Annotated in this window: 21 protein-coding genes and 1 riboswitch; of the genes, 10 read left to right on the top strand and 11 right to left on the bottom strand. The window is 71.5% G+C overall.

Translation table 11 applies throughout. The annotated features are described in order from the left end of the window. Nucleotides 1-70: 70 nt before the first annotated feature. Nucleotides 71-127 carry a trp operon leader peptide gene (locus tag ACZ41I_RS22455; protein ID WP_078493144.1) on the bottom strand — a complete coding sequence of 19 codons (57 nt, stop codon included), beginning with the start codon at nt 125-127 and terminating at the stop codon, nt 71-73. Between the two features lie 105 nt (nt 128-232). Here ACZ41I_RS22455 and ACZ41I_RS22450 point away from each other — a divergent pair, with 105 nt between their 5' ends. The 3 genes from ACZ41I_RS22450 (at nt 233) to ACZ41I_RS22440 (ending at nt 3,562) form a co-directional block, all read left to right on the top strand. Continuing rightward, complete coding sequence (locus ACZ41I_RS22450) at nt 233-1,705, top strand: hypothetical protein (RefSeq protein WP_468514887.1); 1,473 nt, start codon at nt 233-235, stop codon at nt 1,703-1,705. A 118-nt stretch (nt 1,706-1,823) separates the two neighbouring features. Next, the gene (locus tag ACZ41I_RS22445) at nt 1,824-3,173 is read left to right on the top strand and encodes a class II 3-deoxy-7-phosphoheptulonate synthase (RefSeq protein WP_468514886.1); all 1,350 of its coding nucleotides are present in this window, start codon (nt 1,824-1,826) and stop codon (nt 3,171-3,173) included. A 140-nt stretch (nt 3,174-3,313) separates the two neighbouring features. Further along, complete coding sequence (locus ACZ41I_RS22440) at nt 3,314-3,562, top strand: (2Fe-2S)-binding protein (RefSeq protein WP_363218958.1); 249 nt, start codon at nt 3,314-3,316, stop codon at nt 3,560-3,562. Between the two features lie 3 nt (nt 3,563-3,565). Here ACZ41I_RS22440 and bfr read toward each other — a convergent pair whose 3' ends face one another. After that, complete coding sequence (bfr, locus tag ACZ41I_RS22435; protein ID WP_363218959.1) at nt 3,566-4,048, bottom strand: bacterioferritin; 483 nt, start codon at nt 4,046-4,048, stop codon at nt 3,566-3,568. A gap of 174 nt (nt 4,049-4,222) precedes the next feature. Here bfr and ACZ41I_RS22430 point away from each other — a divergent pair, with 174 nt between their 5' ends. Then, on the top strand, nt 4,223-4,855 hold the full coding sequence (locus ACZ41I_RS22430) for a sulfite oxidase-like oxidoreductase (protein ID WP_363218960.1): 633 nt from the start codon (nt 4,223-4,225) through the stop codon (nt 4,853-4,855). 6 nt (nt 4,856-4,861) lie between these two features. Here ACZ41I_RS22430 and ACZ41I_RS22425 read toward each other — a convergent pair whose 3' ends face one another. The 5 genes from ACZ41I_RS22425 to thiO form a co-directional block, all read right to left on the bottom strand. Further along, entirely contained in the window at nt 4,862-5,755 is an 894-nt protein-coding gene (locus ACZ41I_RS22425) for a deoxyribonuclease IV (protein ID WP_363218961.1), read from the bottom strand. 57 nt (nt 5,756-5,812) lie between these two features. After that, complete coding sequence (gene pknB, locus ACZ41I_RS22420) at nt 5,813-7,729, bottom strand: Stk1 family PASTA domain-containing Ser/Thr kinase (RefSeq protein ID WP_399769960.1); 1,917 nt, start codon at nt 7,727-7,729, stop codon at nt 5,813-5,815. Nucleotides 7,730-7,817: 88 nt separating this feature from the next. Continuing rightward, complete coding sequence (locus ACZ41I_RS22415) at nt 7,818-8,612, bottom strand: thiazole synthase (protein WP_363218964.1); 795 nt, start codon at nt 8,610-8,612, stop codon at nt 7,818-7,820. 3 nt (nt 8,613-8,615) lie between these two features. Continuing rightward, nucleotides 8,616-8,834 carry a sulfur carrier protein ThiS gene (gene thiS, locus ACZ41I_RS22410; protein WP_363218965.1) on the bottom strand — a complete coding sequence of 73 codons (219 nt, stop codon included), beginning with the start codon at nt 8,832-8,834 and terminating at the stop codon, nt 8,616-8,618. Next, nucleotides 8,831-10,003: a glycine oxidase ThiO gene (gene thiO / locus ACZ41I_RS22405; protein WP_399769963.1), complete on the bottom strand. Its 1,173-nt coding sequence runs from the start codon at nt 10,001-10,003 to the stop codon at nt 8,831-8,833. Before thiO ends, thiS begins: the two co-directional genes overlap by 4 nt. Continuing rightward, nucleotides 10,001-10,112: riboswitch (TPP riboswitch) on the bottom strand. It overlaps the preceding gene by 3 nt. 53 nt (nt 10,113-10,165) lie before the next feature. On the opposite strand from thiO, the gene ACZ41I_RS22400 reads away from it, so the two are divergent. The 6 genes from ACZ41I_RS22400 to ACZ41I_RS22375 all read left to right on the top strand — a co-directional run bounded on the left by ACZ41I_RS22400 (nt 10,166) and on the right by ACZ41I_RS22375 (nt 15,091). Beyond that, a complete protein-coding gene (locus ACZ41I_RS22400; protein WP_399769965.1) occupies nt 10,166-10,516 on the top strand; it encodes an avidin-fold protein in 351 nt (116 codons plus the stop codon). Nucleotides 10,517-10,547: 31 nt separating this feature from the next. Continuing rightward, on the top strand, nt 10,548-11,780 hold the full coding sequence (locus tag ACZ41I_RS22395; protein WP_468514885.1) for an NAD(P)/FAD-dependent oxidoreductase: 1,233 nt from the start codon (nt 10,548-10,550) through the stop codon (nt 11,778-11,780). 165 nt (nt 11,781-11,945) lie between these two features. Continuing rightward, nucleotides 11,946-12,311, top strand: coding sequence for an Rv2175c family DNA-binding protein (locus ACZ41I_RS22390; protein WP_055707421.1), 366 nt, complete (start codon nt 11,946-11,948; stop codon nt 12,309-12,311). Nucleotides 12,312-12,403: 92 nt separating this feature from the next. Continuing rightward, a complete protein-coding gene (gene thiE, locus ACZ41I_RS22385; protein ID WP_468514884.1) occupies nt 12,404-13,051 on the top strand; it encodes a thiamine phosphate synthase in 648 nt (215 codons plus the stop codon). 136 nt (nt 13,052-13,187) lie between these two features. Beyond that, on the top strand, nt 13,188-14,111 hold the full coding sequence (gene metF, locus ACZ41I_RS22380; protein WP_468514883.1) for a methylenetetrahydrofolate reductase [NAD(P)H]: 924 nt from the start codon (nt 13,188-13,190) through the stop codon (nt 14,109-14,111). A 56-nt stretch (nt 14,112-14,167) separates the two neighbouring features. Next, entirely contained in the window at nt 14,168-15,091 is a 924-nt protein-coding gene (locus ACZ41I_RS22375) for an SCO2102 family sporulation regulator (RefSeq protein ID WP_468514882.1), read from the top strand. A gap of 13 nt (nt 15,092-15,104) precedes the next feature. Here ACZ41I_RS22375 and ACZ41I_RS22370 read toward each other — a convergent pair whose 3' ends face one another. The 4 genes from ACZ41I_RS22370 to ACZ41I_RS22355 form a co-directional block, all read right to left on the bottom strand. Next, complete coding sequence (locus ACZ41I_RS22370; RefSeq protein WP_468514881.1) at nt 15,105-16,622, bottom strand: phytoene desaturase family protein; 1,518 nt, start codon at nt 16,620-16,622, stop codon at nt 15,105-15,107. A 353-nt stretch (nt 16,623-16,975) separates the two neighbouring features. Next, nucleotides 16,976-17,605, bottom strand: coding sequence for a TetR/AcrR family transcriptional regulator (locus tag ACZ41I_RS22365; protein WP_363219880.1), 630 nt, complete (start codon nt 17,603-17,605; stop codon nt 16,976-16,978). Nucleotides 17,606-17,652: 47 nt separating this feature from the next. Beyond that, nucleotides 17,653-19,737 carry a YhgE/Pip family protein gene (locus ACZ41I_RS22360; RefSeq protein ID WP_468514880.1) on the bottom strand — a complete coding sequence of 695 codons (2,085 nt, stop codon included), beginning with the start codon at nt 19,735-19,737 and terminating at the stop codon, nt 17,653-17,655. After that, a complete protein-coding gene (locus tag ACZ41I_RS22355; RefSeq protein ID WP_468514911.1) occupies nt 19,724-20,545 on the bottom strand; it encodes an ATP-binding cassette domain-containing protein in 822 nt (273 codons plus the stop codon). The genes ACZ41I_RS22360 and ACZ41I_RS22355 overlap by 14 nt, the downstream gene beginning before the upstream one ends. Between the last annotated feature and the right edge of the window lie 109 nt (nt 20,546-20,654).

Raw genomic sequence — 20,654 nt, 5'->3', positions numbered from 1 at the left:
TGAGGAACGGCCCCGGACACACCGAAGGCCGCCCCTCGGGCGGCCTTCGCGAAGTCTGGTGTACGCGCGATCAGTGGGCCGCCGGATGAGCGGTCCACCACCAGGTGCGGGTCGAGTGCGCGAACATGCCCGGCACCCTACCCCATGCCGGGGGAGACCGCGGGACGCCGCCGACGGTTACGATCTTCGTTCTGTACTTGACATGTCCCATTCGCTTTTACGGAAGGTACGCATGGGATTCATACGGGGTTCCAGGCTCCTGGCCTGCCTGGCGGCCACGGCGGCGCTGCTGACCGGCCTCACGGCCCAGCCCGCCTCGGCCGCGGATTCGCCGACGGTGACGAAGCTCTCCCTCGGCGCCGACCAGTTCAAGCTGACCGACACCAGCTATGTCTCGGCCGCGAACAATCTCTACAACAACCACCTCACCAGCCACGCCAACCTCACGGACGTCGTCACCACCGACTACACGAAGAACTCCTCCGGTGCGACGGACAGCTGGCTGAACCTGCGCTCGATGCGCTCCTGCGCCGGCACCGAGACCAAGGCACTGCCCCCGGTGGGCACCAAGAAGGCCTGGTGCTGGTCGAACGCCCACACCGACGACACCAGCCCGCACTGGTGGCCGCAGGGCCTGAGCAGCACGGGCACCGCCGACGGCGGCGACGGCGCCATCCAGGGCAAGCACGTCGTGGCGGTCTCCTGGCACTACCGGACCCTCAGCAACGAGGACTCCAGGGACTGCACGACCAACAACCTGCTCAAGATGACCTTCATCGACCGGGACACCGGCAAGTACCGCCACGTCCTGCTCGCCGAGCCCACCGACTCGGGCAACAACTTCAAGTTCGTGACCGGCCACGGCGGCGGCATCGTCTGGTACGCGAACTACCTCTACGTCACGGACACCGCGAACGGCATCCGGGTCTTCGACATCAACAAGCTCGCCAAGGTCGACACCTACGGCTCCGGCGTGGGCACCTACGGGATCGACGGCGCCGGCCGGTCCAGCGCCTGCGGCTACCCGTACGTCCTGCCGGAGGTCCACTACTACAAGCAGGCGGGCACGCCGTCCGACTGCTCGGGCAACACCATCGACCCCGAGCAGCTGTGCTTCTCCTGGCTCTCGCTGGACAAGACCGGCGGCGGCCCCTTCAAGCTGGTCGCCGGCGAGTGGCAGGGCTACGTCGACGGCGCCCGCGTGGTGCGCTACCAGCTGAACCCGACCAGCTCCTCCACATACCCCGGCCTGCTCAACATGTCCGGCGGTAAATCCGTGATCCAGGACGCCTACGCCGCCTCCCGCTACCGGGGCCTGCAGGGCGGTATGACCTGGACCGACAGCCAGGGCGTGCTGAACTTCGGCTTCCACAAGGGGTGCGGCACCGTGCCCGGCGTGTACTCGCACACCTGGGTGGGCGACACCCGCGCCGCGACCAGCTGCGCGGCCGGCGGCAACTGGGCGGCGGGCCCGCCGCAGGCCCTGAGCTACTGGCCGAAGCTCGACGCCGACCAGGTCGACGAGGTGTGGGGGCTGACCGAGGGCATCTGTGCGGGCAGCGACCTGCGAACGGCGCACACCGAGTTCAAGGCCGCCACGGACGACAGCGACGTGTGCTGGAACTACAAGGGCACGGACAACCTCTCCCTGCGCACGGTCTTCGCCGTCGGTTTCACCGACCCGGCGGTGCAGAACCTGCACTGACGGTCTGCGCCGACGTTCCGGACGGGTCCGCCGTGCACACCTCGCGCGGCGGACCCCTGCGTCTCACCTGGTGAGCCCGCGGCATGTATGCGTGCGGTGACCCCGTAATGTGGAGAACGTGACCGTGAACGCAACCAGCCCGAGCGCTGGCAACACCTGGCGAAACCTGCCCGCGGCGCAGCAGCCCGAGTACCCCGACCCCGAGGCTCTGCGCGCAGTGATCGCGGACCTCGAGTCGTATCCGCCGCTCGTCTTCGCGGGCGAGTGCGACCAGCTGCGCGCCCGGATGGCGGCCGTCGCCAAGGGAGAGGCGTTCCTCCTCCAGGGCGGCGACTGCGCCGAGGCCTTCGACGCGGTGTCCGCCGACCACATCCGCAACAAGCTCAAGACGCTGCTCCAGATGGGTGCCGTCCTCACCTACGCGGCCTCGGTGCCCGTGGTGAAGGTCGGCCGTATCGCCGGACAGTACTCCAAGCCCCGCTCCAAGCCGACCGAGACCCGCGACGGCGTGACGCTGCCGACCTACCGCGGCGACTCCGTCAACGGCTTCGACTTCACCGAGGCCGCCCGCGTCCCGGATCCCGAGCGCCTGAAGCGGATGTACAACGCCTCCGCCTCCACGCTGAACCTGGTGCGCGCCTTCACCACCGGCGGTTACGCCGACCTGCGCCAGGTGCACGCCTGGAACCAGGACTTCGTGAAGACCTCCCCGTCGGGCCAGCGCTACGAGCAGCTCGCGCGGGAGATCGACAACGCGCTGAACTTCATGCGGGCCTGCGGTGCGGAGCCGGAGGAGTTCAAGACCGTCGAGTTCTTCTCCTCGCACGAGGCGCTGCTGCTGGACTACGAGTCCGCCCTGACCCGGGTCGACTCGCGCACCGGCAAGCTGTACGACGTCTCCGCGCACATGGTGTGGATCGGTGAGCGCACCCGGCAGCTGGACGGCGCGCACATCGAGTTCGCCTCGCAGATCCGCAACCCGATCGGCATCAAGCTCGGCCCGACCACGACGGCCGAGGAGGCGCTGCAGTACATCGACCGCCTCGACCCCGAGCGGGAGCCGGGCCGGCTGACCTTCATCGTCCGGATGGGCGCCGACAAGATCCGCGACAAGCTCCCCGAGCTGGTCGAGAAGGTCACGGTCTCCGGCGCGACGGTGGCCTGGGTGACCGACCCGATGCACGGCAACACCTTCGAGGCGGCCTCCGGGCACAAGACCCGCCGCTTCGACGACGTGCTCGACGAGGTCAAGGGCTTCTTCGAGGTCCACAAGGCGCTCGGCACCCACCCGGGCGGCATCCATGTGGAGCTGACCGGCGACGACGTCACCGAGTGCGTGGGCGGCGGCGACGAGATCTTCGTCGACGATCTGCACCAGCGCTACGAGACGGCCTGCGACCCGCGGCTGAACCGCAGCCAGTCGCTGGACCTGGCGTTCCTGGTCGCGGAGATGTACCGGGACCAGTAGGCACCTGAAGGGGCGCGGATCACACAGGATCCGCGCCTCCTCCTCTTTTGCGGGTGCCGGGGGATGGGTAAGGTTAGGTTTGCCTCACCGAGAAACGGGATGGCAGTACACAGAGCGATCCCGTCGGGAGGTGAATCCGCGTGTACGTCTGCAGCTGCTTCGGGATCACCGAGGCCCAGGTCCAGCAGCACGCGCAGGACGGTGCCTGCACCCCGCGCCAGATAGCCTCCGCCTGCAAGGCGGGCACGGACTGCGGCTCCTGCGTCCGCCGGATCCAGGCACTCCTCGGCCGGGGTGCCTGTCCGCGCCGCGAGCTGGCCGACCAGGGCAAGCCGGTGCTGGCGGAGATCGCCGCGGACATACCCGCCGACCTCCCCGAGGCGGCGTAGGGTTCAGCTGCTCTCCGGCTGCTCGATCAGCTGGGAGAGGTAGAGCGCCTCGCCGAGCTTCTCCAGCAGTTCCAGCTGGGTGTCGAGGTAGTCGATGTGGTGCTCCTCGTCGGCGAGGATGTCCTCGAAGATGTTGGCGGACGTGATGTCCCCCTTCTCGCGCATCACCTTGATGCCCCGCCGGAGCCGGTCGATCGCCTCGACCTCGATCTGCCGGTCGGCCTCGAACATCTCCCGCACCGTCTGCCCGACGCGGACGTGGAAGAGCCGCTGGTAGTTGGGCAGCCCCTCCAGGAACAGGATCCGGTCGGTGAGCACCTCCGCGTGCTTCATCTCGTCGAACGACTCGTGCCGCGTGTACTTGGCGAGCTTGTACCAGCCGAAGTTCTCCTGCATCTTCGCGTGCAGGAAGTACTGGTTGATCGCGGTCAGCTCGCCGGTGAGCTGCTCGTTGAGGAACTCGATGACCTCGGGGTCGCCCTGCATCGCAGCGGCTCCTTCCACACGGGTTACGGGAGAGGGTGCGGCGGCATGATCGCACCGGCAACGAAGATCGTCCAGTAAGTGTCTACTTAGTAGATACGTCCTGAGTTGGTGCTGCTTGTCCGATTCTTGAAAGGGTGGTCAAGGGCACTGCCCGAGGTCTGTCAGGATGGATACATGGGTCATCCGGTGGAGCGCGAGTCTGGAGCAGCGGCAGGGCCCGAGCTTCCGCCGGGTCAGCGGCTCCAGCGCGGCTGGCCGGTCACGCACTACGGGCCCGTACCGAAGTTCCGGCCCGAGCGCTGGGAGTTCCGGGTCTTCGGCGCCACCGCCGACGGTGACAAGCACGTCTGGAACCACGAGGAGTTCACGGCCCTGCCGTACACCACCGTGGTGGCCGATCTGCACTGCGTGACGAAGTTCAGCATGACCGGCGCGGAGTGGGGCGGCATCCCCGCCCGCACCCTCCTGGAGCTGGCCCCGCCGGCGCCCGACGTCACCCACGTGATGGTGTGGGCGGAGTACGGCTTCAGCTCGAACCTCCGCCTGTCGGACTTCACGTCCGAGCGCACCATCTTCGCCACCCACAAGGACGGCGAGCTGCTCACCGCCGAGCACGGCTTCCCGGTCCGGCTGATCGTGCCCCACCTGTACGCCTGGAAGGGCCCCAAGTGGGTCCGCGGCGTGGAGTACATGACCGCCGACCGCCGCGGCTTCTGGGAGGAGCGCGGCTACCACAACATCGGCGATCCCTGGAAGGAGCAGCGCTACTCCTACCAGGAGGCACCGGGCGAGGGCCCGGAACTCTGACCGGCCTCAGCCGTCCCTGAGCTTCTTCAGCCGCTCCACGTCCGCCGCGTGCCCCTCCTTACCGCCCGGCGTCTCGATGATCAGCGGGACGCCCGCGGTCGCCGGGTGGGTCATCAGGGCGCGGAAGGGGTCCTCGCCGATGTGGCCGGCGCCGATGTTCTCGTGCCGGTCCTTGTGCGCGCCGGCCACGTCCTTGGAGTCGTTCGCATGGATCAGCTTCAGCCGGCCCTCGCCGACGGTGCCGACCAGCAGGTCGAGCGTCCGGTGCATGCCGCTCGGGCCGGTCAGGTCGTGCCCCGCGGCGAAGATGTGGCAGGTGTCCAGGCACACGCCCAGCTTCGGATGGGCGTCCAGTGCCTCGAAGTACGGGCCGAAGTCCCAGGTGCGGGAGCACAGTGAGGCGCCCTGTCCAGCGGTCGACTCCAGCAGCAGGAACGGATCGTCGTCGTGGGTCAGCTCGTCCAGCAGCGGCAGCATGTGCTCGCGCACCTGCTTCAGCGCCACGTCCCGGGCCCGCCCGCCGGTGGCGCTCCCGGTGTGCACGACCACACCCAGCGCGCCGATCTCCCGCCCGCGCCGCAGCGAGTGCCTGAGCGACTCCACCGACCGCTCCACGGTCGCCTCGGTGTGCGAGCCGAAGTTGATCAGGTACGGGGCGTGCACGTACGCCGGGACGGACCGCTCGGCACACTCCTGCCGGAACGCCTCGTCCTGCCGCGGGTTCCCGGCGGGTGTGGCCCAGCCTCGCGGATTGGCCACGAAGACCTGCACGGTCTCCGCACGCAGCTCACGGGCGTACGACAGCCCCACGGAGTGCAGACCGCCGGCCACGGGGACATGACCGCCGACGGGGTTGCGCGGAAGGGGCGAGGGGACGGGCGGGGGCTGAACGGGACTCACCCGTTCAGGGTGTCATGCCCGCCACGGCCGCCGGACCACGGCCTGCGGTGACCCCCGTCACCGGATGGTGATGGTGATGGTCGACCCCTTGGGAGCCGTGTCGCCGCCCTCCACCGACTGCTTCTTCACGGTGTCACCGAACAGACCGAGCAGCCCGCGGTCCTCGTCCACCGTGAAGCCCGCGCCCTCCAGCGCCTTGTGGGCGTCGTCCACGCTGTCGCCGACCACGTCCGGCACCTCGACCATCTGCGGCCCCTTGGACAGCGTCAGCGTCACCGTGTCGCCCTCGGCGGCCGGGCTGCCGTCGCCCGGGCTCTGCCGGGCCACCTTGCCCTTGTCGACGTCGGAGTTGACCTGCTGCGGGGCGATCACCACCTTCAGGCCGGCGTCCGTCAGCTCCTGCTTGGCCTCGTCCAGGTCGTCACCGGTGACGTCCGGCACGTCGATCGGGCTGCCCTTGCTGACGGTCAGCGCGATCGCCGAGCCGGCGTGCCGTTTGGTGCCCGCCTTCGGCGTCGTGGCGATCACCGAGCCCTTGGCGACGCTCTCGCTGAACTCCCGGGTCACCATGCCCGGCTCCAGCCCGTCCGCCTTCAGCCGCGCCCGCGCCTCGGCCAGCGGGCGGCCCGCGACATCCGGCACGTTCACCGTCTCGGGGCCCAGCGAGATGGTCAGCGTCACCGCGTCGTGATCGCGGATCCGGGCGCCGGGCGCCGGGTCGGTGCCTATGACCGTGCCCCGCTGGACGGTGTCGTTGTACGCGCGCTTGACCTGTCCGACCTCCAGCCCGGCCGCCTCCAGCCGGTCCCGCGCCTGCGCCTCGGTCTTCGACAGCAGCGGCGGGACCTTCGTGAACTGGCCGGAGTTGATATACCAGACGCCGGCGCCCACGCCGAACACCACCAGCACGGCGGCGACGATCGTCAGCACCAGACGCCTCGGCCGCCGGGGCGCCGGCGGTGGCGCCTGCAGCCGGCTGGTGTGCTGGACGGCACTCCCGGCCGGCCCGTCCTCGTTGACGGGCAACGGCCGCGGCACGGTCAGCGAGCGCGGGATCACGCTCGTACGGTCCTCGGCGTTGTCGTGCTCCGCGGTGAGCGCCTGCGGCGGCACCGCGTCCAACTGCTCGGCGCTCAGGCCGAGGCGTGCCTCGCGCAGCTGGGCGAGCAGCGCCACGGCGTCGTACGGCCGGATGTCCGGGGTGCGCGCGGTCGCCGACGCGACCAGCTCGTCCAGCTCGTACGGCAGGCCCGGCACCAGCGCCGAGGGCGGCGGCACGTCCTCGTGGATGTGCTTGTAGAGCACCTGCGCGGGGGAGTCCCCGGAGTGCGGCTTGCCGCCGGTCAGCATCTCGTACAGCACGACACCGCAGGCGTAGACGTCGACCCGGGGATCGGCGGTGCCCTGTTCGATCTGCTCGGGCGCGAGATACGACACGGTCCCGAGGACGGCGCCGGTCGTGCTGGTCACCGTGTCCACGGACCGCACCAGCCCGAAGTCGGCGACCTTGACCCGGCCGTCATCCCCTATCAGCACGTTCTCGGGTTTCATGTCCCGGTGCACGAACCCGGCCCGGTGCGCGGCACCCAGCGCGGCCAGCACCGGCTCCAGGATGTCCAGCGCGGCCCGCGGCTGCAGTGCGCCCCGTTCGCGCAGCACGTCCCGCAGGGTGCACCCGGCGACGTACTCCATCGCCAGGTACACGTACGACCCGTCGGTCCCCTGGTCGAAGACCTGCACCACATTCGGGTGCGCCAGCCGCGCGACGGACTTGGCCTCCCGGATGAACCGCTCCACGAACGAACCGTCCGACGCGAGCGTCGGGTGCATCACCTTCAGCGCGAGAACGCGGTCCAGACGGATGTCCAGGGCCCGGTAGACCGTGGCCATCCCGCCGACCGCGATCCGTGCGTCGACGCGATAACGGCCGTCGAGCACCTGCCCGACGAGGGGGTCCTGAAGGGTCGTATCCACGCAGGGGAGTCTACGAGGGCCGACCGACAGTGCCGCACGCTGTGCTGTTCCGGGGACGGAATGCAGCACAGCTGTGACTCGCCCGCGATCAGAAGGCCGGGCGCTCGGGATCGAGGTGGGCGCGCCCCTCGGCCGGGGAGGAGGCCTCCGCGAAGTGCCTGCGCGGAATCCGCCCGGCCAGCCGGGCCAGCCGGCCGCCCTCCACCGCATGCCGCATCGCGGCGGCCATCAGCTCCGGCTCCTGCGCCCGCGTCACCGCCGAGGCCAGCATCACCCCGGCACAGCCCAGCTCCATGGCCAGCGCGGCGTCCGAGGCCGTGCCCGCTCCCGCGTCCAGAATCACCGGCACCCGCGCGTGCTCGACGATCAGCTGGAAGTTGTGGGGGTTGCGGATCCCGAGCCCGGACCCGATCGGCGACCCCAGCGGCATCACCGCCGCACACCCGACGTCCTCCAGCTTCCGTGCCAGCACAGGATCGTCATTGGTGTATGGCAGCACCGTGAACCCGTCGTCGACCAGCGTCTCCGCCGCCTCCAGCAGTTCCACCGGATCCGGCAGCAGCGTCCGCTCGTCGGCGATGACCTCCAGCTTGACCAGGTCCGTGCCCAGTGCCTCCCGCGCCAGCCGCGCGGTCAGCACGGCCTCGCCCGCGGTGAAACAGCCCGCCGTGTTCGGCAGCACCCGGATGCCCAGCTTCTCCAGCACCGACAGCACCGAGCCGTGCACGGACGGGTCCACCCGCCGCATCGCGACCGTCGTCAGCTCGGTGCCGGAGGCGGCCAGCGCCCGCTCCAGCACCTCCAGGCTGGGCGCACCGCCCGTGCCCATGATCAGCCGCGACGAGAACGCCGTACCCCCGAGGACCAGAGGATCGTCGGCCATGGCTCAGCCTCCCTGGACCGCGGTGAGGACTTCGACGCGATCGCCCTCGGCCAGCGCCGTGGCCGCCCACTGCGCGCGCGGGACGACGGTCTCGTTGACGGCGGCGGCCACTCCGGAGGGCGCCGCGACCAGCGACCGTACGACGGTGTCGAGAGCGGTACCCGGGACGATCTCCCGGCGCTCTCCGTTGACGGAGATGGAAAGGGTGACGGAGATGGTCATGCGGGCTGCTCCATGAGGACGGCGGCGCCGAAGCGCTGGGGCGTGAACGGACGGGCCACTTCCGGAAGTTGACCGCCGGTCAGCAGCTGGGCCAGTACATCGCCGGTGACCGGTGTGAGCAGCACCCCGTTGCGGTAGTGCCCGGTGGCCAGCAGCAGCCCGTCGAGCCCGGACGGGCCGAGCAGCGGCGCGTTGTCGGGGGAGCCGGGGCGCAGCCCGGCCCGGGTCTCGGTGAGCGGCAGTTCGGTGATGCCCGGCACCAGCTCATGGGCGTCGCGCAGCAGCTCGTACACCCCGCCCGCGGTGACGGTCGTGTCCCAGCCCAGCTCCTCGCTGGTGGCACCGACGACGAGTTCGCCGTTCTCGCGGGGCACCAGATAGACCTGGCTGCCGCGGACGACGGCCCGTACGGTGCGGCTGAGGAACGGCGCGTACCGGCGCGGCACCGTCAGCCGCAGCACCTGGCCCTTCACCGGCCGCACCGGCGGCAGCAGCGCCTCGGGCACGCCCGCGAGCCGTCCGCTCATGCTCCCGGCCGCGAGGACGACCTGGCCGGCGCGCAGCCCGGTGCCGTCCGCGAGCGTGACCCCGGCGGCCCGGTCCCGTACGACGTCCAGCCGTTCCGCCCACGCCCGGTGGAACACCACCCCGGCCCGCTCGCACGCGGTCACCAGGGCCGCCGCGAGCCGGCGCGGGTCGATCTGGTGGTCGCCGTCGACCCGCAGGCCGCCGCGCACCCCGGGCGCCAGCATCGGCTCCAGACGCCGGCAGTCCCGCCCGGACAGCCACTCGGACTCCAGGCCGCAGCGCCGCTGCAGGGCGTGCAGTTCCCGCAGATGTGCGCGGTCGTCGGCGTCGAGCGCGACCTGGAGGGTGCCGCAGCGGCGGTAGCCGAGGTCGTGGCCGGTCAGCTCGGTCAGCTCGGCCGCGAAGTCCGGGTAGCGGCGGGCCGATTCCAGATTCAGGGCGAGCAACGTCTCCTCGCCGTAGTGCAGTTCGGTGACCGCGGCCAGCATCCCCGCCGCGACCCGCGCGGCCCCGCCGCCGGGCTCGGGGTCCGCCACGGCCGTGGCGAGCCCGCGCTGCGCCGCGCGCCAGGCCGTGACCAGGCCGATGATGCCGCCCCCGATGACGAGGACGTCGGACGTGTCGGACGTACGTGACGACATGGGCGTCCAGCCCCTCCCTTCGCCGGCATGACCCGGATCAGGTTCGTACGGTCGGAGGCCGCCAGCCTCCCTCTCAGCCCGGTGCGTCCGGGCTCCCGCGAGTGCTTGTACGGTGGCCACCCTAGCCCGCCCCGCTCGTCACCCGTAAGGGAGCCCCTGCCCGTGCCCCGGTCGCTCGACGGACTGATCCTCGCCCCCGTGGCGGACCAAGCCCCAGGTCAGGTGGGCTCCCGCACCCGGTTCGCCTACCACGAGAAGGCTGGCGAGATCTGGGCCGAGTACGCGGGCGGCGACGTGGTACGCGGCCATCTGGTCGGCACCCGGGAGGGCGACCGGCTGGACTTCCGCTATGTCCAGCTGAGGACCGACGGCACGACCGCCTCGGGGCACTGTGTGTCCACGGTCGTCGAGCTGCCGGACGGGCGGGTACGCCTGGAGGAGACCTGGGAGTGGGAGTCGCGGGCGGGCTCCGGCACGAGTGTTGTGGAACAGGTCACCGAGCACGCCCGCTGACTGACGCTGCGTCACTGTCTATGGTGATCAGGTGAGCCAGCAGACAGCACAAGAGGGCACGTCACAGGGGCGGCGCGTGGTCGTCGTCGGCGCCGGCATGGCCGGGGTGCAGACCGCGGTCGCCCTGCGCGAACAGGGCTTCAAGGGCACCGTCACCCTCATCGGCGCCGAACCCCACCAGCCGTACGACCGGCCGCCGCTGTCCAAGGCCGTACTGCTCGGCAAGGCCGAGGACTCCGCCTTCGACGTGGACTTCGAGTCGCTCGGCGTCGAGCTGCGGCTCGGCTGCGAGGTACTGGGCGTGCGCCCCGCCGCACACGAGCTGGACACCGAGCAGGGCCCGGTGCCGTACGACGTCCTGGTCCTCGCCACCGGTGCCGAACCGATCAGCCTGCCCGGCACCGAGGGCGTCCCCGGCGTGCACCTGCTGCGCACCCTGGACGATGCCGAACGGCTGCGGCCGGTGCTCGCCCGGCAGCACGAGATCGTGGTCGTCGGCGCCGGCTGGATCGGCGCCGAGTTCGCCACGGCCGCCCGCGAGGCCGGCTGCGCGGTGACCGTCGTGGAGGCAGCCGACCGCCCGCTCGCCGGCGCCCTGCCCGCCGAGGTCGCCGCCCCGATGGCCGCCTGGTACGCCGACGCCGGCGCCGAACTGCGCACGCACGCGCGCGTGGAGCGCGTCGAGGCCGGCGCGGTTGTGCTCGCCGACGGCACCCGGCTGCCCGCGGGCGCCGTCGTCGTCGGCATCGGCGCCCGCCCCGCCACCATCTGGCTTGCCGGTTCCGGCATCGAACTGGGCCCGCACGGGGACGTCCTCGCCGACGACCGGCTGCGCACCTCCGTGCAGGACGTGTACGCCGTCGGCGACTGCGCCTCCTTCCCCTCTGCCCGCTACGGCGAACGGCTGCTCGTCCACCACTGGGACAACGCCCTGCAGGGCCCCCGCACGGTCGCCGCGAACATCCTCGGCGAGACCCCGGCGGTCTACGACCCGGTCCCGTACTTCTGGTCCGAGCAGTTCGGCCGCTTCGTGCAGTACGCCGGCCACCACGCCGCGGCCGACCGCATGGTGTGGCGCGGCGACCCCGAGGGCCCCGCCTGGTCGGTGTGCTGGCTGCGCGAGGACCGCCTGGTAGCCCTGCTGGCCGTGGGCCGACCGCGTGATCTGGCGCAGGGCCGCAGGCTGATCGAGGCGGGCCGGACCATGGACGCGCAGGCACTGGCCGATCAGGGAAAGCCCCTGAAGGATGCAACCGCTGACTGAACAGCGCCCTGGTGACAGCGCCCCGTGAGGGGCGCGGGCCCAGTGATGTGCGGCGTTGCCGCGTGGGCGCGAGCCACCCCGACGTGCCGCAGCCGAAGGACGACCCGTCGCGGCACCGGCGGAGCAGATCGCGGCCAGTCCGGCGGAGCGCCTACCCTTGGTGCCGTGACCGAGATTGACGCAAAGATCGATGCTCTCGTCCCCGCCTGGCTCACCCTCCCCGACATCGCCGAACAGCTCGGCGTCGAGGTGACGCGCGTGCGGCAGCTGGTCAAGGAGGGCCAGCTCATCGCCGTACGCCGAGGTGAGAACCGCGCGCTGCACGTCCCCGCCGCCTTCATCGACGGGGACAAGGTCGTCAAGGGCCTGTCCGGCACCCTGACGCTCCTGCGGGACGACGGCTTCACGGTCGAAGAGATGATCGAGTGGCTCTTCACCCCCGACCCGACCCTGCCCGGCACCCCCGCGCAGGCCCTGAGCGAGAATCGCGGCACGGAGGTGAAGCGCCGGGCCCAGGCGCTCGCCGTCTGAGCCGACCCGCAGCGCGCGCGGTGGCGTGCCGGCCCTCATGGCCGTACGCCACCCGCGCCGGCCGCCCGCACACCCATCAGGGGGGACCACGTATGTCCGACACCGCACGCGCCGCGCTCGCCGACGCCCGTCTGTACCTCTGCACGGACGCGCGCACGCGCCAGGGCGACCTGCCCGAGTTCCTGGACGCGGTCCTGGCCGGCGGTGTCGACATCGTCCAGCTGCGCGACAAGGGCCTGGAGGCCGCCGAGGAGCTGCAGCACCTGAAGGTCTTCGCGGACGCCTGCGCCCGGCACGGCAAGCTCCTCGCGGTGAACGACCGCGCGGACGTCGCGCACGCCGCCCGCGCCGATGTGCTGCACCTCGGCCAGGGCGACCTGCCGGTCCCCGCGGCCCGCGCCGTCCTCGGCGACGAGGTGCTGATCGGCCGCTCCACGCACGCCGAGTCCGAGGCCGCCGCGGCCGCCGTGCAGGACGGCGTGGACTACTTCTGCACCGGCCCCTGCTGGCCCACACCGACCAAGCCCGGCCGCCACGCTCCGGGCCTCGACCTGGTCCGGTACACCGCCGGCCTGGGCACCGAACGCCCCTGGTTCGCGATCGGCGGCATCGACCTGTCCAACCTCGACCAGGTGCTGGACGCGGGCGCCCGCCGGGTGGTCGTCGTCCGCGCGATCACCGAGGCCGACGACCCCGGGGCGGCCGCGGCGGAGTTCGCGAAGCGGCTGCGGCAGGCCTAGCGGAGCCTGCTGTGCACCGGCCTGTGCACCGTCCCTGTCCACATTTCTGTCCAAGGAGTGGACAGGGGAGCGGCAATTCGGGCAAATTTCCGGCATTCGGTTGGGGGAGCGCCGAGCCCTGGCTAACCTGCCACGTATGGCCCTCGGAACCGCATCCACCAGGACTGATCGCGCACGCACCGTGCGCGAGATCCTCGCCACCGGCAAGACGACGTACTCGTTCGAGTTCTCGGCACCGAAAACCCCGAAGGGCGAGCGGAACCTGTGGAGCGCGCTCCGGCGGGTCGAGGCGGTCGCGCCCGACTTCGTCTCCGTGACCTACGGCGCCGGCGGTTCCACCCGCGCCGGCACGGTCAAGGAGACCCAGCAGATCGTCGCCGACACCACGCTCACCCCGGTCGCCCACCTCACCGCGGTCGACCACTCCATCGCCGAGTTGCGCAACATCATCGGCCAGTACGCGGACGCCGGGATCCGCAACATGCTCGCCGTGCGCGGCGACCCGCCCGGCGACCCGATGGGCGAGTGGATCCCGCACCCGCGGGGCCTGACCTACGCCGCCGAACTCGTCCGGCTCATCAAGGAGTCGGGCGACTTCTGCGTGGGCGTCGCCGCGTTCCCGGAGATGCACCCCCGCTCCACGGACTGGGACACCGACGTCGCCCGCTTCGTGGACAAGTGCCGTGCGGGCGCCGACTACGCCATCACACAGATGTTCTTCCGGCCGGAGTCGTATCTGAGGCTGCGCGACCGGGTGGCGGCCGCGGGCTGTGACACCCCGGTGATCCCCGAGGTCCTGCCGGTCACCAGCGTGAAGATGCTGGAACGGTTGCCCAGACTCAGCAACGCCGTCTTCCCGGACGCCCTGAAAGAGCGGATCCTCACAGCGAAGGACGATCCGGCGGCGGTACGCTCCATCGGTATCGACTTCGCCACGGAGTTCTGCGCTCGGCTGCTCGCCGAGGGAGTGCCCGGACTGCACTTCATCACGCTGAACAACTCCACGGCGACCCTGGAAATCTACGAGAACCTGGGCCTGCACCACCCCCCGCAGGCCTAGACCGGCCGCACCGCGATACGACACACTGCGTAGCGGTCACTGGGAGAGGGGCGTACATGGGCTGGACGGTCCTCTACATCGCGTTCGGCGTCGTCGCACTGTGGCTGCTGGGCGAGGTGCTGCTGCAGTACAAGGCACGCCTGCGCTGGCGGCTCCTCGCGTTCGCCGGTTTCCTCGGTGTCGTCGTCGGCGTGCTGATGCCGTCCGTGATCGTGATCGGCGTCGGTGCCATCGCCTTCGCGGTCGGCCAGACCTTCGTCACGGTCTCCTTCCGCCGTGGCTTCGCCGCGGGCTGGGCGGTCAAACGCCCGGAGGCCGAGACCGGCGGCGCCAGCAAGCGCCGCCGCGGCAAGGCGGACCGGTACGACCCGGAGGGCGCCGGCCTGGAGCCCGGTGGCCCGGACGACGACCGGGATCCCGGCCGGGCCGTCCCCTCGCAGGGCCACGGCGACTACGACGACGACTACCGCGACGACGTCTTCACCCCGGCCGCCCGTCCCGGGGACCCCACCGCCGCCGAGACCACCGCCGTCTACGAGCCGCAGCCCCTGCCCGAGGACACCGGCTCCTACGGCGTCTACGGCGACACCGCCTACGCCGGCGCCACCCAGGCCCAGGGCACCGAGCAGCAGAGCTACGCCTACGACTACTCGGGCTACGGCCAGCAGGGCTACGGCTATGACACCGGTGGACAGCAGGCCTACGCCAACTACTCCGACCCGTACATCGGCAGCCAGCCCTACGGCGCTTCGTACGACACCGGCTACTCCGGGCAGTACGGCCAGCAGGGCTACACCCAGGATCCGTACGCCGGCGGCTACGGCGAGACCCCGGGGGGCGGCGCGTGGGTGCCGCAGCAGCGCACCGACGAGACCTACGGCGGTGAACTTCCGCAGGAGCAGCCCTACCCGTACCAGGGACACGGCCATGCACAGCAGCCGCAGCCCGGCGCCGGGTACGACGAGCAGTACCGTTTCTGAGACCTGAGCCCGCTCACTGGGAGCCGCGGAACTCCGGCCCCTCCACGATCAGACCCGCCACCAGCGCACCGGACATGCCCGCGTGCGGCAGTCCGCCGCCGGGGTGCGACCAGCCGCCGACGGTGAAGAGGCCGGCCAGGTCGGTGCTGTTGCCCGGGTGCAGCAGGCGTCCGGCGCCGGCCGCGAGCGCCGGGGCCGGTATCGCGCCGCCCGCCGCGCCCGTGGCCTCCTCGACGGCGGCAGGGGTGCGCACCTCCTTCCAGAGGATGCGGTCCCGCAGACCGGGCACGGCCCGCTCCGCCGCCGTGATCATGTCCTCGGCGTGGTCGTCGAAGACCTGCCGCTCGGTCCCGCCCCGTCCCTGAGTCCGGGCGGGGACCGCCGAGAACAGCACGACCGACTCATGGGTGGCGTCCGGGACCAGCGCCGGGTCGCCGGGCCGCAGGACCGTGACCGTCGGGCGCGCCGCCATCCCCCCGGGGCTGCCGAACAGCAGCTTCCGCTCGCTCTCCGGGTCCTCCGCGTGCACCACGGTCCGGTGGGCAGCACCCTCGGGCCGCCCGCCGCGCAGCGCCAGCAGCACGGTCAGCCGACTCGGCATCCCGCGCTGCGGCGCGACCGCGCCCTCAGCGCGCCGGACCGCGCCCGTGACCGTCCGGCCGGGGGCGTCCGGGGCGACACCGGCCACCACGAAGTCCGCCTCGGCCACCGTCCCGTCCCTCAACTCCAGGCCCGCCGCACGGCCTTCCTTCTCCAGGATCCGTACGACCTCCGCCCCGAAGACGAACTCGACCCGCCGCTGCACGCACCGCTCGTACACCGCGCGCGCCAACTCTCGGATGCCGCCGCGCACATACCAGGTGCCGAAGGCGTGCTCCATGTAGGGCAGCACGGCCGCGCTCGCCGGAACGGTCCGCGGATCGAGGCCGTAGGCGAGGGCGGAGCTCTCCAGCAGAGCCGCCAGACGCTCGTCGCACAGTTCGAGGGAGCCGATCTCGGACAGCGTGCGCGCGTACCGCGTGCGCAGCAGGCGCCGGTGCGGGACGGCCGGATACGGCTCCTTCTCGGCCAGCACCTGCCAGTTCGGCCACAGCGGCTCCTCCAGCAGCGGCCTGCGCGTGCGGTCCCAGGCCTCCCGGGCCCGCACCAGGAACGCCCCCCAGCGCTCGCCCGCGCCCGCACCCAGCGCCTCGTCCAGGGCCGCGACCACACCCGCGCGCGAGGCGTTCGGCAGCGACACCTCGGTGCCGTCCGCGAAGACATGCCGCGCGGACGGATCGACCTGGACCAGCTCGACGCAGTCCTCCAGCGGCTCCTTGCCGGTCTTGACGAACAGGTCGCGGTACACGGCCGGCAGGGTGAGCAGTCCCGGGCCGGTGTCGAAGGCGAACCCGTCCCGCTCGAACCGGCGCACCGCGCCGCCGTACGTCTCCGTACGCTCGTACACCGCCACCCGGTGGCCCGCGACGGCCAGCCGGGCAGCGGCCGCCATCGCGCCCATCCCGGCGCCGATCACCGCAATCCGTGCCATGCCTGCGACTTTATCGACCGCCACTGACAATCCGGTCCGCGGGCGTGGGGTCGCGTGCGGGTGTCTGAGTATGCGTACTCAGGCCGCGAGATGAGTATGTGCGCGGATGGGCCGCGACCTGGGCGAACGGCAGAGTGGAGGCACGGCAAGGGGCGCGGCCCGGCACCGCCGGCACGGGGCGGCGGAACGGGGCTCGCCACCTGGCCGCTCCTTCCGCCGATCCGTCGGCGGAAGCGAGTCGGGGGACCCGGGGACGACCACCCACGGGGGACCATCGGGGGAAGACCGTACGGGGGAGTACGGGGAGTGCGAAGGCGCCGGTCCGGCAGCGGACCGGCGCCTTCCTCGTGTGTTCAGCCCTTGCCGCTCACGCGGCCCTGGAGCAGCCGGGACAGGGCGGAGTGGACGTCGTCCAGCGAGCGCTCCGGCTGGAAGGACTTCCAGTCCAGCGCGGCCACCAGGACCATGCCGACCAGCGCGGCCGCCGTCAGCTGCACGTCGATCTCGTCGCTGAACTCGCCGGCCGCCACGCCTTCGCGCAGCACGCCCTCGACGACCGCGACGGCCTCCTGCCGGACCACCATCAGCGTGGACTGCCAGGCCCGGTTGGTGCGCCACAGCTCGGCCACGTACAGCTGGGTGAAGGCCGGGTAGCGATCGATGAAGACCAGGCCCGCGCGGACCATCGCGTCCAGCGCGTCCACCTTGCTGCCGCCCTCGGCCGCGGTCTGCTCGGCCGCCTCCTTCAGGGAGGCGGTGAGCAGGCCCACACCGTGCCGCAGCAGCTCCTCGAAGAGGACCGACTTGCTCGCGAAGTTGTAGTAGACCGTGCCTTTCGCGACCCCGGCCCGCTCCGCGATCTCGTCCACCGTGGTGGCGGAGAAGCCCTGCTCGGCGATGAGCGTGACGGCCGCCTCGTAGAGCTTCTGCCGGGTGGCCTCGCGGCGCGTGCTGCCGCCTGACCTGGCGCTGCTGCTTTCCATGGCCCTGATTCTCACAGGTACGCGCGCGTGCGGTGGCCGCTTGCCGATCACAGACTCAGCTCGGGGTGCAGCCGGTCCAGCGTCCACACCTGGCGCTGCCGGGCCGCGAGGGCGGTCAGCGCGAGCGCGCCCGCGGTGAACGCGGCGAGCACACCGCACGCCTGCCACACCGGGCCGAGCCCGCCGCCCGTGATCAGCCGGCGCAGCGCCTCCACGATGTAGCTCATCGGCAGGAACGGGTGGATCGCGTTGAAGAAGCGCGGGCTGGTCTGCACCGGATAGGTGCCGCCCGCCGAGGTCAGCTGGAGCATCAGCAGCGCGAGTACCAGGATCCGGCCGGCCGCGCCGAAGCGGGCGTTCAGCCACTGCACGATCGCCGCGAAGCACCCCGTGACCAGGCACAGGAAGCCGATCGTGCCCGCCGCGCGCAGCATCTGCAGACCGATCGCCCAGTGCAGTACGGCCATCAGGGCCACCACCTGGAGCACGCCCACCGCGGCCACCGGCAGCCAGCCCGCGAGCGCGATCCGCCAGGCCGGCGAACCGGCCGCCAGGGCACGCTGGTTGAGCGGCGGGATCAGCATGTAGGCGACCATCGCGCCCACCCACAGCGACAGCGGGATGAAGTACGGGGCGAAGCCGGTGCCGTAGTTCGGTGCCTTGTGCAGGTCGTGGGAGGCCAGCTGGACCGGGTCGGCCATCACGCCGGTGCGCTGGTCGCGGTCCTTCTTGTCGTAGTCCGGGATCTTCCCGGCGCCGTCGTGCAGTCCGCCGGCGAGCCTGTCCGAGCCGTCGGACAGCTTGTACAAGCCGCCGTTCAGGGTCTGCGCGCCCGAGGCGGCCGTGCCGATGCCCTTGTCCAGCGTGGTCGCGCCGGTCTGGGCGGTGCCGAGGCCGGTGTGCAGCTTCTTGGCGCCGGCGGCGACCTTCTGTGCGCCGGTGTTCAGCTCGTTGATCTTCGTGACGGCGTCGTCGACGTCCTCGTACAGATGGGGCGCGCGCTGTTCGAGTGCCGTGGCCTGCTTCTGGAGGGTGCCGAGGTTGTCCCGCATCGTCTTGAGGTCGCCGTCCTGGTCGGCGACGAGTGTGTTGAGGTCGTCCGCGACGGTGGCCACCTCGGCGGTGGCCGTCCTGGCCCGCTTGAGGTCGGCGCAGTTCGGGTCGGGTATCGCGGCGGTCTCGCAGCGCGCCTTGTAGATCGCGTCCAGGATGTCGGCGTTCGCGTGGGCGAGCTTCGCGGCGCCCGGGGCGTGTTTCACCAGGACGTCGAGGTTGTCCTTGACGGTCTTGGCCGAGTCGGAGACCAGGCGGGCGGTGTCCCCGATGGTCTTCTCGTTGTCCTTCAGGAAGGGGCCGGCCGTGCCGTAGACACCGTTGACCTTGTCGGCGAGTGCCTTCGTGCCGTCGGCGACCTGCCGCGAACCGTCCTGCAGGTCACCGGCGCCCGTGTTGAGCTTCTTCAGGCCCGTGGCCAGCTTGCCGCTGCCGCTCTTGGCGTCCTTCAGCCCGTCGGCGAGGTCCTTGGAGCCCTTCTCCGCCTTTCCGATACCGGTGTTCAGCTTGTCGGCGCCCTCGGCGGCCGTGACGGTCTTGTCGTGGATGTCGGAGAAGGAGACGAAGATCTTGTCCAGGAAGGTGCGCGAGGTCTTCGTGGAGGCGGCCGAGCGGACCTCGTTGAAGACGCTGCGCGAGATCTGGCCGACGATGTAGTTGTTCGCGTCGTTGGTGCGCACCTGAAGGGCGCCGGTCTGCGGGGAGTCGCCGGAACTGGAGGCGATCCGCCGGCTGAGGTCGGCCGGCAGGGTCAGCGACAGGTAGTACGTGCCGTCCTCGACGCCCCGGCGGGCCTCCTCGTCGCTCACCTGGTGCCATGCGAAGGTGCGGCTGTCGCGCAGCCCGTCGACGATGTCGTCACCGGCGGTGATCTTCTTCCCGCCCGCCGTGGCGCCCTTGTCGTCGTTCACCAGGGCCACCGGGATGCGGTCCAGACGGCCGTACGGGTCCCAGAAGGACCACAGGTACAGGGCGCCGTAGAGCAGGGGCAGCACGAGCAGGGCGACGAGGGCGGCGCGCGGCAGCCTCCCGCGCCCGAAGCGCCTCAGCTCAAGCGCGGCCAGCCTAGGCGAGCGCATCGACGTCCTCCTTCGGGTCGCTGTTCCCGCCGCTCTTGCGGGCGTCCGTCTCGCCGTCGGTCCGGCTGTCCGTCTCACCGTCCGTCCGGCCCTGCGTCTCGCCGCTCCGGCCGGCCTCCGCCTCGGTGTCCGCGGGTCCCGTCCGTACGACGACGCAGTCACCGGGGGCGGTGCGGCACACGACCGCCACCGTCGTCCCCGCGCGCGTGAGGGACCGCAGCACGTCCCACAGTTCGGCGCGCTCGCCGTCCGAGAGCTTCATGCCGATGTCGTCGACGCCGAGCAGTCCGGGCCGCCCCAGCAGGGCCAGCGCGAGGGACAGGCGCAGTTCCTGCGGTCGCTCCAGGTCACGCACGGCCGTCCGGGAGCCCTTGGGCAGCGTTTCGAGATCGAGTCCGGCGGCGGCCAGGGCCGCGTCGACGCGCAGCCGTGCCTCGTGCGTGCGCTGGGGGCGGGGGCGCAGCAGGTCGCGCAGGGAGTCGCCGAAGCGGCTCTGCAGCAGGGCCCGTTCGCGCAGGTGCTCGCCGACGGTCAGGGCCGGCTCCAGGTCCGTCACCCCGGCCACGTTGGCGACCGCGCTGACGCGGCGCAACCCGGCCATGTGCCGGGGGAGTTTGAATCCGCCGACGGTGGCCACTCCCTCGGTGGGCTTCATCCGTCCGGTGAGCGCGAGCAGCAGACAGGTGCGGCCGGAGCCGGACGGTCCCTCGATCGCGATGAGTGAGCCGGGTCCCGCGTCGAGGGTGATGCCTCGGAAGGCCCACCCTCGCGGCCCTTTGAGCCCGAGGCCCTCGGCCCGGACGTGCATGCCGTCCACAAGCCCCCCTGCCTTGTTTTTGAACTGACTGGTCAGTGCAAAAATACGCCCGAATCTGTGATCGAGGCAAAGCCCCAGGTCAGAACGGATTGTCAGTGCC

This window comes from Streptomyces sp. NPDC030799, assembly GCF_055572255.1.
The sequence above is the reverse complement of the archived record's forward strand: the minus strand, read 5'-3'. Positions and strand labels throughout refer to the sequence as shown.

Bases quoted from the DNA above. Each gene is read 5' to 3' on its own strand.
- ACZ41I_RS22430 (WP_363218960.1), top strand. From the start codon at position 4,223: ATGGGTCATCCGGTGGAGCGCGAGTCTGGAGCAGCGGCAGGGCCCGAG.
- ACZ41I_RS22360 (WP_468514880.1), bottom strand. From the start codon at position 19,737: ATGCGCTCGCCTAGGCTGGCCGCGCTTGAGCTGAGGCGCTTCGGGCGC.
- ACZ41I_RS22415 (WP_363218964.1), bottom strand. From the start codon at position 8,612: ATGGCCGACGATCCTCTGGTCCTCGGGGGTACGGCGTTCTCGTCGCGG.
- ACZ41I_RS22370 (WP_468514881.1), bottom strand. From the start codon at position 16,622: ATGGCACGGATTGCGGTGATCGGCGCCGGGATGGGCGCGATGGCGGCC.
- ACZ41I_RS22450 (WP_468514887.1), top strand. From the start codon at position 233: ATGGGATTCATACGGGGTTCCAGGCTCCTGGCCTGCCTGGCGGCCACG.
- bfr (WP_363218959.1), bottom strand. From the start codon at position 4,048: ATGCAGGGCGACCCCGAGGTCATCGAGTTCCTCAACGAGCAGCTCACC.
- ACZ41I_RS22375 (WP_468514882.1), top strand. From the start codon at position 14,168: ATGGGCTGGACGGTCCTCTACATCGCGTTCGGCGTCGTCGCACTGTGG.
- thiE (WP_468514884.1), top strand. From the start codon at position 12,404: ATGTCCGACACCGCACGCGCCGCGCTCGCCGACGCCCGTCTGTACCTC.
- thiO (WP_399769963.1), bottom strand. From the start codon at position 10,003: ATGTCGTCACGTACGTCCGACACGTCCGACGTCCTCGTCATCGGGGGC.
- thiS (WP_363218965.1), bottom strand. From the start codon at position 8,834: ATGACCATCTCCGTCACCCTTTCCATCTCCGTCAACGGAGAGCGCCGG.
- ACZ41I_RS22365 (WP_363219880.1), bottom strand. From the start codon at position 17,605: ATGGAAAGCAGCAGCGCCAGGTCAGGCGGCAGCACGCGCCGCGAGGCC.
- metF (WP_468514883.1), top strand. From the start codon at position 13,188: ATGGCCCTCGGAACCGCATCCACCAGGACTGATCGCGCACGCACCGTG.
- ACZ41I_RS22355 (WP_468514911.1), bottom strand. From the start codon at position 20,545: ATGCACGTCCGGGCCGAGGGCCTCGGGCTCAAAGGGCCGCGAGGGTGG.